This window comes from Granulicatella sp. HMSC30F09, from assembly GCF_001806915.1.
Taxonomy (GTDB): domain Bacteria; phylum Bacillota; class Bacilli; order Lactobacillales; family Aerococcaceae; genus Granulicatella; species Granulicatella adiacens.
Map to the genome: position 1 here is coordinate 100,956 of NZ_KV786427.1, position 12,093 is coordinate 113,048.

Annotated in this window: 12 protein-coding genes; 7 read left to right on the top strand and 5 right to left on the bottom strand. The window is 36.2% G+C overall.

Annotated features, from left to right (window positions below):
* Positions 1-265: 265 nt before the first annotated feature.
* The 4 genes from HMPREF3103_RS05675 to HMPREF3103_RS05690 form a co-directional block, all read right to left on the bottom strand.
* The gene (locus tag HMPREF3103_RS05675; RefSeq protein WP_070438133.1) at positions 266-826 is read right to left on the bottom strand and encodes a DUF1307 domain-containing protein; all 561 of its coding nucleotides are present in this window, start codon (positions 824-826) and stop codon (positions 266-268) included.
* A 26-nt stretch (positions 827-852) separates the two neighbouring features.
* A complete protein-coding gene (locus HMPREF3103_RS05680) occupies positions 853-1,479 on the bottom strand; it encodes a DUF1307 domain-containing protein (RefSeq protein ID WP_070438136.1) in 627 nt (208 codons plus the stop codon).
* Between the two features lie 43 nt (positions 1,480-1,522).
* Complete coding sequence (locus HMPREF3103_RS05685; protein WP_070438139.1) at positions 1,523-2,089, bottom strand: DUF1307 domain-containing protein; 567 nt, start codon at positions 2,087-2,089, stop codon at positions 1,523-1,525.
* A gap of 83 nt (positions 2,090-2,172) precedes the next feature.
* Positions 2,173-2,616 (bottom strand): DUF1307 domain-containing protein, encoded by a 444-nt coding sequence (locus tag HMPREF3103_RS05690; protein WP_168132831.1) that lies wholly within the window; start codon positions 2,614-2,616, stop codon positions 2,173-2,175.
* Between the two features lie 167 nt (positions 2,617-2,783).
* On the opposite strand from HMPREF3103_RS05690, the gene HMPREF3103_RS05695 reads away from it, so the two are divergent.
* The 3 genes from HMPREF3103_RS05695 (at position 2,784) to HMPREF3103_RS05705 (ending at position 7,153) form a co-directional block, all read left to right on the top strand.
* On the top strand, positions 2,784-3,824 hold the full coding sequence (locus tag HMPREF3103_RS05695; protein WP_049555258.1) for a M42 family metallopeptidase: 1,041 nt from the start codon (positions 2,784-2,786) through the stop codon (positions 3,822-3,824).
* 132 nt (positions 3,825-3,956) lie between these two features.
* Positions 3,957-6,083: a pneumococcal-type histidine triad protein gene (locus HMPREF3103_RS05700; RefSeq protein WP_070438144.1), complete on the top strand. Its 2,127-nt coding sequence runs from the start codon at positions 3,957-3,959 to the stop codon at positions 6,081-6,083.
* Between the two features lie 170 nt (positions 6,084-6,253).
* Entirely contained in the window at positions 6,254-7,153 is a 900-nt protein-coding gene (locus HMPREF3103_RS05705; protein WP_049555256.1) for a magnesium transporter CorA family protein, read from the top strand.
* Positions 7,154-7,193: 40 nt separating this feature from the next.
* Here the strand turns inward: HMPREF3103_RS05705 and rnhC are convergent, their stop codons facing one another.
* Positions 7,194-8,108 carry a ribonuclease HIII gene (gene rnhC / locus HMPREF3103_RS05710; protein WP_070438148.1) on the bottom strand — a complete coding sequence of 305 codons (915 nt, stop codon included), beginning with the start codon at positions 8,106-8,108 and terminating at the stop codon, positions 7,194-7,196.
* Positions 8,109-8,246: 138 nt separating this feature from the next.
* On the opposite strand from rnhC, the gene HMPREF3103_RS05715 reads away from it, so the two are divergent.
* From HMPREF3103_RS05715 to trxA, 4 genes are all read left to right on the top strand, one after another.
* Positions 8,247-8,603: a cell division protein ZapA gene (locus HMPREF3103_RS05715; RefSeq protein ID WP_049555254.1), complete on the top strand. Its 357-nt coding sequence runs from the start codon at positions 8,247-8,249 to the stop codon at positions 8,601-8,603.
* A gap of 5 nt (positions 8,604-8,608) precedes the next feature.
* On the top strand, positions 8,609-9,145 hold the full coding sequence (locus HMPREF3103_RS05720; RefSeq protein ID WP_070438151.1) for a CvpA family protein: 537 nt from the start codon (positions 8,609-8,611) through the stop codon (positions 9,143-9,145).
* Positions 9,146-9,199: 54 nt separating this feature from the next.
* Positions 9,200-11,557 (top strand): endonuclease MutS2, encoded by a 2,358-nt coding sequence (locus HMPREF3103_RS05725; RefSeq protein ID WP_070438154.1) that lies wholly within the window; start codon positions 9,200-9,202, stop codon positions 11,555-11,557.
* 76 nt (positions 11,558-11,633) lie between these two features.
* Positions 11,634-11,945: a thioredoxin gene (gene trxA / locus HMPREF3103_RS05730; RefSeq protein WP_039849092.1), complete on the top strand. Its 312-nt coding sequence runs from the start codon at positions 11,634-11,636 to the stop codon at positions 11,943-11,945.
* Positions 11,946-12,093 lie beyond the last annotated feature (148 nt).

Genomic DNA, 12,093 nt, shown 5'->3' on the forward strand with positions numbered 1-12,093 from the left:
AAGATAGCTAATCTTCGTACTTTTTTATTGTGATAGTTTATAAAGTGCTAATACTCCTTCTACGTTCGCTGAGAAGGAAGGGAAGAGGATGACATTACCAAATATGATAATTTTGTATCATTTTTTATACGTATCATAAATGATACAAAAGAAGATGTAACAAAAATGTGACGTCACATTTTTGTTACATCGTAAATTTTAGACAAGAAAATAGCACCAAGGACATTCAAGGAATGCCTTTGGTGCTACGTTTATTTTGTTGAGGTTATTTTTTTACATATCCATTTTTTTCTAATTTTTTAACGGCTTCACTATAATATAGTGGATCATTTTTAGCTGGATATTTCTTTGGATTACGTTTGTTTAGTTCTACAAAGTCCATTGTATTGTAGTCAAACGTGTTTTTACGGGTATATACCCCGTCCTTAAATTCAAGCGTTCCTTCGATTCCCTTAACACCTTTTGTTTCGTCAAAAGCTTTTTGGATGGTTATTTTAAATTGTTCTGGATCTTGACCCATTTCTTTTGGATTATAAACATAAGTACCTTCTTGTTTATAAACAACGTCATCTTTGTAGTAGTACTTCAATGTAACAGTAACACCAGGCTCTTTGTATTCGTAAGTTGCTTCGCCTGTTTGATTGCTTTTAGCAGATTGAGTGGTCGTCGCTTTTGTAGTTGCAGCTTGAGTAGTAGGCGCTTGTGTAGTTGCTTGAGCAACGGTTGTTTGCGCTGAAGTTTCATCAACTTTCTTTTCTCCACTTTGACATGCTGCTAGAGCAAAAGCAGTCGATAATAATGCAATAACTTTATAAGTCTTTTTCATGATTTTCTCCTTAAACATCGATTATATTATTTTTGTTGGAAACCAGCTTCTAAAAGCACTTTTTTCATGGCTTCGAAGCTTGTAGAATATTCATTCAGTTTAAATTTAGGATCAATTTCTTTTAGCTTAGCAACATCAATTTTTGTATAATCCATATCAAAAGTTTGGATTAGTTTTTCACCTTCAGTTTCAAGCTTAACGAGAAATCCTTCCATATCTTTGAATTGTTCCTTCGTAATTTTATAAGTTGCTTCAACCGTTTCTTTTTGTGCCTTAGCAATGATTTCTTTTGTTTCCTCTGTTATGCCAGGTAATGATGTAAAGTCAAAGATATTCTTAGTGATCTGTCTAGTCACTTGATCACCTTTATGATAAACGATCATAGTTGTAATGCTTCCTGGAAGAGAAATTTCGAATACAGCTTGTTCTTCCTGAGCATTTGAATCATCTGCTTTTGCAACGGTTGTTTGAGCGGTAGTCGTAGGAGAAGCCGTTGTTGTCTGCGTCGTTGTTTGCGCGACAGTGGTTTGAGCTTGCGTCGTTTGGACTACCGTTGTGGGATCCTTTTCTTCGGAATCTTTATTTTGTCCACAAGCAACCAGAAAGAAACCACATGTGGCAAGTAGAGCCAATTGTTTGGTACGTGTATTCATATTAATTTCCTTTCATAACGATTCCTTCGAGTATCAAGTAAGACTATTGAACTTCTTTGAATCCTTCTTTAACTAGGAAGTTTTTAGTAACTTCATAGCTTACTGTATTATCATCTTTTGGTTTAAAGCTTGGAACGAGTTCTTTTAATTTAGCAAAGTCTGTTTTTGAATAGTCGATTGTAAAGTTTTGGATGACTTTACCATCTTTGAGCTCAACTGATGAAGAGATTCCTTCTACACCTTTATAAGCTGCAAAAGCTGTCTCGAGTTGTGTTTTGATTTGTTCTTCAGTAGCTTTAGTTTCCATTTCTTTTACGTTGTAAACATTCTCAGTCGTTTGTTTTACAAGAACGTCACCTTTAGAGTACATGATTACACGAGAAGTTACGCCCTTATCAGACTGTTCTAACACTGTTTTCTTTTCACCTTCAGTTGCTGCAGTAGTTGTAGCTACCGTAGTTGCTGTTGGAGCGGTTGTTGTAGCAGTAGTAGTTGTTTCTTTTGTGGCAGATGATGTAGTAGTGGTTGTACTATTATCTTTTTGACCACAACCAGCTAATACTAAACCTGTAGTAAATAAAATGGCTAATACTTTCGATTTTTTGTTCATGATCTTTTCCTCACTTTTCTTGTTTTAATTATAGGAAAACCGGACGAAGAGTATATTCTTCCCCCGGTTTTATGAATATCCTTTTATTTCTTTTCTTTGTATCCAGCTTGTAATAAAGATTCTTTAGAAGCTTTAAAGCTGATTTTATCGCCGTCTCCAGTGAATTCTTGAGGGAATGCTTTTCTTAACTCAGAAACTTTAGCTTTAGTGTAATCCACTGTTAAAGTTTGAATAAGAGTACCATCTTTAGATTCAATACTAGCAGTAACGCCATCAACAGCTGTATATTTATTATTTACTTCTTCGATTTGTTTTTTAGCGTCTTCTTCAGTTACGCCTAATTTCTTTAAATCATAAGTATTTGTAGCAGTTTGTTTTGTTACTAAATCGTTATTATAGTAATAAGTTAAAACTGAAGTTACTCCGTTTTGATTTAATTCAAATGAAGATGATTCTTCTTTACCGCATCCTAGTAATACGAATAGTGCTGCGAAAAATACAGCGATTAATTTCAAGGTTTTTTTCATGAAATTCATCCTTTCAATTTGTAATATACTTGTATTATAAAACTAAAGATTCTATTATGCAAGAAATTTTGTAAAATTCTTGGGATTATCTAAAGAGAAGCATGTTCATTAGTTAGATTTTATAGGGATATGCTATACTAAATCTATCGTGAAATGGAGGAAAGAAAATGAATCAAACAATCGATTTCTTAAAAGAATTAGTAGCCATTCCATCTCCAACAGGGTACACAAAAGATGTTCAAGATTATTTAATTGAAGTGTTAACGGATATGGGATACCAACCAAAACGTACAGCGAAAGGGCTTGTCATTGTAACCGTCGAAGGAGCAAACGATAAAGAGCAGCGCGCAATTACGGCTCATATCGATACGCTTGGAGCGATTGTAAGAGCAGTGAAACCAGACGGACGTTTGAAGTTGGATCGTATTGGTGGTTTTGCTTGGAATATGATTGAAGGAGAAAATTGTACCGTTCATATTGCCTCAAACGGAAATACGGTTTCAGGAACGATTTTATTGCATCAAACGAGTGTTCATGTATATAAAGAAGCCGGAACGGTCGAACGGAGTCAAGATAATATGGAAGTTCGATTAGATGAGAAAGTCACTAATGAAAAAGAGACGCGAGCTTTAGGAATCGAAGTGGGAGATTTTGTTTCTTTTGATCCACGATTTGTTGTCACACCAACCGGATTTGTTAAAAGTCGATTCTTAGATGATAAGGTTAGTGCAGCAATTTTACTTACCTTATTGAAGAAATATAAAAAAGAGGGAATTACCTTACCGGTAACGACTCACTTTATGTTTAGCTGTATTGAAGAAACGGGGACTGGAGCTAACAGTAGTATTCCTTCTGAAGTGGTTGAGTTTCTTGCAGTGGATATGGGAGCGATGGGGGACGACCAACAAACCGATGAATATACGGTTTCGATTTGTGTCAAAGATGGGTCTGGACCTTATAACTATGATTTCCGTCAACAGTTAGTCAGTCTTTGCAAGGAACAAGAGATTCCGTTTAAACTAGATATTTATCCTTATTATGGAAGTGATGCTTCTGCAGCGATGCGAGCTGGGGCAGAAGTAAAACATGCACTGCTAGGAGCAGGAATTGAATCGAGTCACTCTTATGAAAGAACGCATATCGATTCTATTGAAGCCACAGAGTCCTTAGTGGATGCTTACTTATTAAGTGATTTAATCGAAGAATAACCGTAACCCTTCCCATAGATTTGTGGGAAGGTTTTTTTGCTTAAAAATTTGGAATATCTTTATTGACAGCACTCCCCCTCAAATAGTATACTCTAAAACGTAAAACTTACGATTTAAGAAAGTGGGAGATGAATGAATAAAAAAGAGAAGGTATTTCTAGGTGGAGCAGTTGCCTTAGGGCTTGTCTTCGCTTCAGGAATGATTTTAGCCAATCAACAAAGTCAAGTGAATCAAGTAGCAGAAAGTACGGTTGAACAAACGACGATTTCTCCTGAGCAGATGGCGAAGTATGAACAAGCTGCAAAGGAAATTAAAGAGAATAAACCTAAAACAATTGTGGGAGAAGTTTTTGAAAATGGGTATCTAAAGAAACATGGAGACCATTACCATTTTGTGTTTGGGACTCCACCTTCTGATGCGATTTATGAGCAAAAGAAACAAATTAGCCAAAACAACCATTCAGATGATGATTATGTCTTTAATCCAAAAGATATTGTGAGTGAAAATGAATTAGGGTTTGTGGTGAGACACGGTGATCACTATCACTTTATTTATCGTTCACAACTGGCAAATGCTCAAACCGTTACTAGAGAAGATGAAACGGGGAAAAAGAGGACTTGTAAATTACTCCGAATTCCTCATGGGGATCATTTCCATGATGTACTAGACTGTGGGGATGGAAGTACCAATTATACTTTTGACGATGAACCTACGTCTCATCGTGGAGGAGGAACGAGTGGGACAGTTGCTGCTGCCTCTACTCCTTCAAGACAACATCAAAATAGTACGGCTACAACACCTACCGTTCAAACGTCTACAACAGATATGACGACACCAGGAGATAAAGAATTAACTTTGCAATCTCCTGAAATTCAAAAATATTTGGATTATATTACGTATGCATATGGTGTAGAAAGAGATAGTATCAAATTCGAATCAGTTACCAATGATCAAGGTGAATATATTGGAAAAGTATTTGCCTTTCAAAATATGGAGCAAGGGCAAGATAAAAATCATATCCATCCTTGGGTCATTCCATTGAAACGATTTGAAGTACCAAATTCTGATCCATCGATCCCTGCTGAAGTGAGACTTTCACAGGAAATTGATTTGATTGCAAGACGTATGGGGATTTCTCGTACAGCGATCCGCATTGTCAATGGACGTTTTGATATTCCACACGGTGACCATAGTCATTCAATGAATATCGTGAATAAAGATGGGATTGAAGCTTACGAAAAAAATAAATTGCCTGGAATCGTTCCACCATTTGTGGCAGGGGATTTAAATGAAGAAGAAGTGTTTCAAAAAATTGACGAGGTGAAAACTCGCACCCAAGAGAAATACAAAGATGATCCAGTTGCTTTAAATCGAATTTTAGTGGCTTTAAGTGAATATAAAGAGCAAGTGCAACAAAAAGGGAATTCAACGGAAGGCTTTGTTAAAGGACTAGAAAACTTTGAAAAGAAAGTCGTGAATAAAGAACAAGATGTTGAAAATTCGGTAACACCGCAAGAGCAAAAGATGAATGCAACTCATGAAGAAACAATTCGTAAGATTAGTGAGTTATCATTGAAAGACTACGGAGTTACTGCGGATGAGCTAAGAGATTTAGCTACAAAAGCAAGAGAAAGTGGAAAAGAAGCGCAAGTGAATGCAATTGCTTCATTAATTCAAGCATTACGGGATGCTAACGATCGCATTAGTATTGAAGGGATGCGCTATTTATACTTCCTTACACAACACGTACTAGACCAAGAATTACCATCTGCTTTAAGAGAAGAAGTGGCTAGCCTCATCAAACGATATATGGGATCTCGCTTGAACTTTGGAACGACAGCCGTTGAAGCGCTCATTATTGAATCTTATCGTACTAAATTAGCGATTAAAGAAGCGCACGCGAACTTTAATGGCAAAGTTGAAGGTACCATTGGTAAGAATCTAAAAGAGATTATGACACCGGCTTCTGCTGATGAGTTAAGTATTTTAGAGGAAGCAAAAGACTTCTCTGAAGGCACTTTAGATGAAGCAGATAAAGATAATAGTATTCCAAAGAGCTCTATTTTAGACAAAAAAGTAGAGGAAAAATCTACTGAAGCTACAACAGTGTCATCAAGCACTTCAGAGACAACATCTACTTCTACGCAGGAGAGTACCGAGGAAAAGAGCACTAGTGCTTCTGAAACACAAGCTACAACCTCTCAAGAAGTTACAACAGAAGCTCCTAGTGAGACGACGAGTGAACCAACGCAAAAATAGTGGGAAAAGAATAAGGAAATTGGGAATCAATCTCTTAATTTAAAAGGAAGAAAATATGAATGAAAAGCATGTCAAATGGTCTATTTTGGAACGTTGACATGCTTTCCTTTTAGTCAAAAAAAGAAATTATGTTATACTAATACAGCATTCTATACGAAGGAGGGGTTTAAATGAGCGTAATGCACTTTGGAGATAATACTTGGATTAACATCAATTCAGATTTGATTAGTGAATACTCATCCATTTATGATACGTATGAAATTGATGATGAAATGATTGAATATGCACTGGATAAAAATGAGCGAGCACATATGGAATACAACCGTCGAACGAAAACGCTGGTTGTTATTTATAATGTATTAAACTTGTCTAAAGAAGAGAACCACTATGAAACGATTCCGTTAACATTCATTGTTCGTCAAAATCAAATTGTTACGATTTCAAATAGTCAAAATGAATACATTATCGATGCGATTGTAGAAGAGTTGGAAGAGAATCTTCATTGGAATGTGTTTAATCTTTTACTGCATAGCCTTTTTGTCATTTCGGAGCATTACTTCCCAGTAATTGAAAAATTAAATAAAGAACAGCAAAATATTAGCAAACTCCTTCGAAAGAAAACGACTAAGAATAATTTATTTGCACTTTCTGATTTGGAAATTGGTGGAATGTATTTAGTATCTGCCACTAAGCAAAATGCTGTTGTATTAGAGCAATTGAAAACGCAACAAGCCTTTAAAGAATTCGATGATTTTGAAAGAGAGCAATTGGAAGACAATATTATCGAGGCAAAACAATTAGTTGAGATGACAGATTTACATCTTCAAATTTTAAGACAAATTTCCGGAACGTATAATAATGTTTTGAATAATAATTTGAATGATACGATGAAATTTTTAACAGTTATTTCTATATTGATGACGATTCCAGATATTGTCACGGGATTTTTTGGAATGAACGTTCAAATTCCTTTGACGGAACTACGATATGGATGGGCCATTATTCTCTTCATCATTGCACTCGGTTGGATGGGCGCACTTAAAGTGATTCAAAAACTATTGAAAGATTAAAAAAGAGCAACTTCCCTGGTTTGAGGAAGTTGCTCTTTCATTATTTCATTCGTTTTGCTTTTTCGGTATTGGCGAAGTGGAGTTTTGCGACTTTACGTAAAGTATCCATTCCGTTGTGCTTTAGAATTTTTGCAGCAATTTGGTCCACATTGCTTCCAGCACCACTTGGTAGTTTATACCCGAATTCTGTACTTAATGAGTCTAAACCATCCAGGAAAGCGCATCTAGCAATCATTGACGCCGCCGCTACAGCGATATGATGGCTTTCGCCTTTTGTAATAAAGTACGTTTTATTTTTATCGACTAAAGGCTGTCCTTTTAAATAACGATAATATAATTCTGGTTTACAAAATTGATCAATTAAATACCCTTCAGGTGATTCTGGCATTATTTTTTCACTTAAGAGACGTAAGGCTTGGTTATGAAGAAGAGTCTTCATTTCATTTAAGTTTTTGACTTGTTGAACCTCATTGTATTTTTCAGGCCAAAGCGTCAATAATTTATACGGAATGACTTCTTTAATTTTAGGAACGAGAGCTCGGATTTGTTCATCCGTTAAATCTTTAGAGTCTTTCACTCCCATTTTTTTAAGAAGAGGGATATTTTCTTTTGAAACGTAAGCACTAGCAACCGTTAAAGGACCAAAGTAAGCTCCGTTTCCAACTTCATCGCTTCCCATTACGCTCCAAGAAGAAAAATCCTTTGGAAGAGAAGGCGTGTCTTTTGATTTCTCTTTAGATGTCTTTATTGACGATTCTAGCTGATTCTTTTGAATAAACGTTTCAATGCCTTTCCCTTGGAATAGCACTTTACCAGATTGATAGGCAGTAATCGTTAACCCGTCAATCTTCAACCTTAAAACGGCGTGTGGAGGAGGGGACTCTACATATGAAGGATATTTTGCTTCTAATGCGGAAACCTGTTCGGGTGATAGTGTTAATGTTAATGAATTCATAGTAATCCTCCTTGTTCTTTTTAAGAATACCATGAGAACATTTATTCGTCTACTCCTTCAAAAAGAGGATTATTCGTGTTTTTTTGCTCAGAAAATGGTAAAATAAGGTGATATTATGAGGAATGGAGATGATCTATTGTGAAACAACCGAAATCAAGAGTTAAAGCAGTCATTGCCGGCAAATCCTATACGATTATTGGGAAAAAGTCTCAACAAGAAATGCAAAGTATTGTGAGAGTCTTACAAGAGCAATTAGATCAAATCACCCGAGTATCAGACAAATTATCGAATGAAGAAGTAGCACTCCTTGCAGCGATTAACGCTATTTCAAATCAATTCGAAAAACAAGAAGAAGTCGTCGCATTGAAGAAGCGAGTAGAGCAGTTAGAAAAAGAAGTGCAAAATGCGCATCATAAGCGACCTTCCATTGACTCAAAAAGAAAACAAGAATTAGAAAAACAATTTGAATTACAACAAGATTTGTTGAGAAGGTAGGGTTTATGATTACATTAATCATTTTATTTTATTTAATCGTTGGAATCTATACGGGTGCCCGTAGAGGATTAACATTACAATTAGTTTATATTGCGGGTTACTTTATTACCTTTTTAGTGGCATTATTTACGCATGAAAAACTAGCTAAATTTTTATCGGTATTTATTCCGTATCCGTCCTATGTTCCCGGAAATCAATTAGCGATTTTCTCTGAAGAACAAGCAATGAATTTAGACCACTCATTTTATAGATTGATTTCATTTTTAGTGATTATGATTTTAGGTTGGTTAGTGGTTCGTTTCTTAGGATATATTGCGAGTGAATTAACATTTTTACCATTATTAAAACAATTTAATACAATCAGTGGTGCTGCATTAGGATTCCTTATGAACTATCTATTTATTTATTTTGTTCTTTACGCGATTGCGATGATCCCACTGGCTCCAGCACAAAAAATGATTGAAGGCGGACTGCCAAACTTTATTATTACCAAAACTCCAATTGTGACACAAATTGTTTCAAGTTGGTTATTACCTAAATAAAAACGAGAGCGTGGAACAGATTTGTTCCACGTTTTTTAAGAAAGAAGGACTGTTATGAATTCGAAAATCGAAAAGGTTTTAGAATTTGATAAAATTAGAGCCCAATTAGCTGAATATGCAACCTCTGAAAAAGGAAAACAAATGATTAAAGAACTTCCAATAGAGGTGGAAGAAAAGGCGATTCAACATAAAATTGAAGAAACAGCAGATGGAGTTGAGCTTCTTCGCTTAAAACAAGGGATTCCGATTCCACGGTTGAAAGATATTAGTTTCGCCTTGAAACGATTGGAATTAGAAGCGGGATTAAATGGGCGCGAATTAAGTGATATTTTACGAGTGCTGACGACAACGCATGAAGTAGAACGTTTCTTTGAAAAAGTTGAAGAAGAAGAGATTGCATTAAAACGTATCCCCCGACTAGTTGAAAAATTAGAAAGTATTCCTGATGTGACTAAGGAGCTAGAAGCATCGATTCGAGAAGATGGATATGTATTAGATAGTGCGTCTCCTACTTTGCATGGAATTCGAGTAGGCATTCAGAAAACGGAACAAGAAATTCGTCGCCAAATGGATCAATACCTTACAGGAAAGAATGCCCAATATTTAAGTGATACGATTATCACCATTCGGAATGACCGTTATGTACTTCCAGTAAAAGCAGAATATAAATCTGTATTTGGAGGTACTGTACATGACCAAAGTGCAACGGGACAGACTCTCTTTATGGAGCCTCAAGCAGTTGTTAATTTGAATAATAAATTACGAGAATATCAAGTCCAAGAAAAGCGTGAAGTCGAACGCATTTTATGTGAACTTTCTCAAAAACTCATGCCATACACGAATTCATTGCATCAAAATCATTATGTATTAGCACGATTAGACGTAGTGAATGCAAAGGCTCTATATGCTAATGAAATAAAGGCAACAGAACCTATTATTGACCGGCAGAATCATGTGGCGCTTTGGAAAGCATGGCACCCACTATTAGACCGTGAGAAGGCTGTCGCAAATGATATTATTCTTGGAGAAGAGTATCAAGCGATTGTCATTACAGGGCCGAATACAGGGGGGAAAACAATCCTCTTGAAGACGGTTGGAGTCATTCAATTAATGGCACAAATGGGACTCTATATTCCTGCGGGCGAAAATAGCCGTGTAGGAATCTTTACCGAGATTTTTGCAGATATCGGGGATGAGCAATCGATTGAACAAAATTTATCAACATTCTCATCTCATATGTCGAATATCGTGTCTATTTTGAAGAAAATTAATGATAAGAGCTTGCTGTTAATCGACGAAATTGGGTCAGGAACCGATCCACAAGAAGGATCTTCACTTGCGATTGCGATTCTCGATTATATTGCAAGTAAGCAAAGTTATGTGATTGCTTCGACACACTATCCGGAGTTGAAGGCCTATGGGTATGATCGTCCTAAAACCATTAATGCGAGTATGGAGTTTGATGGAGACACTCTTCAACCGACATACCAACTCCTACTTGGAGTACCAGGGCGTAGTAATGCCTTTGATATTTCAAAACGATTAGGCTTACCAAGCATTATTATCGACCAAGCACGCGGACTTTTATCAGAGGAAGACCAAGACTTAAATGCGATGATTAGTGACCTTGAGCAAAAACGTCGCCGTGCGCAGCGTGATGCCGATAAGATGCGTCATCAATTAGAGTTAAGTACACAGCTATTAGAAGATTTGCAAAAGGAAACTGAACAGTTTAAAGCAAATAAAGCAAGACTTCTAGAAGAGGCCAAAGAGCGTGCAAATACCTTAATTGAACAAAGTAAGGATGATGCAGATAAAATCTTGTCAGAAATCCGTGAATTACAACTGAGAAGTAAACAAAGTACGGTTAAAGAACATGAAATGATTGAGAAAAAGACAGCTTTAACAGACTTAAAACATGAGCAAGACTTGAAGAAGAATAAGGTTCTTCGTAAGGAAAAAGCGAAGAAGGCGCTACAAGTCGGACAAAGTGTCGAAGTTCTCTCGTTTGGGCAACGCGGAACGCTTGTTGAAAAAGTCAATGACGAAGAATGGGTTGTTCAAATGGGGATTATCAAGATGAAGATTGCTGTAGAAGACTTAGCCCCAATTGCCGAAACGCAAGAAACTAAACAACAAGTGATTGTGAAAAGTGCTAGAAGTAGTCATGTCTCTTCAGAATTAGACTTACGTGGAAAACGATATGAAGAAGCGATGAAAGATCTTGATTTATATATTGATGCGGCCATTTTAGCTAATTATCCACGTGTGACCATTATTCATGGACGCGGAACAGGCGCGATTCAACAAGGTGTTCATAAAACACTTCGAAGCCACCGCTCTGTTGCTAGTTTTGAATTTGCACCAATGAATACAGGTGGAAATGGGGCAACGATTGTTACTTTCAAATAATCTATGAGCAGAAAAGTTGGTCGAGTGAATTGAGATTGCTATACTGGTCTTATAGAAAAAGGAAAGGATGATTTCAATGGTAAAATCATTAACAGATAAAAACTTTGTAGAAGAAACTAAAGATGGAGTCGTTTTAGTAGACTTTTGGGCTACATGGTGTGGACCATGTCGTATGCAAGGACCAGTTATTGACCAATTAGACGAGGAAATGGGAGACAAAGTTACATTCACTAAAGTGGATGTGGACGAAAACCCTGAAACCGCTCGTGCTTTTGGGATTATGAGCATTCCAACTTTATTAATTAAAAAAGATGGAGAAGTGGTAAATAAAGTAGTTGGCTACCATGCTAAAGAACAATTAGAAGAATTGTTAGCACAATATTTATAAAATCATATTTTTGATGGAGTGATGAAGCAAGGAGAATCCTTGTTTTATCACTCTTTTTTTATTTTAAAAAATTTTTTTAAAAAAGATGTTGACAAAATAGTTTTTTAGTTTTGTAGTTAATTACACAGGTAACTAACCAACAAACACA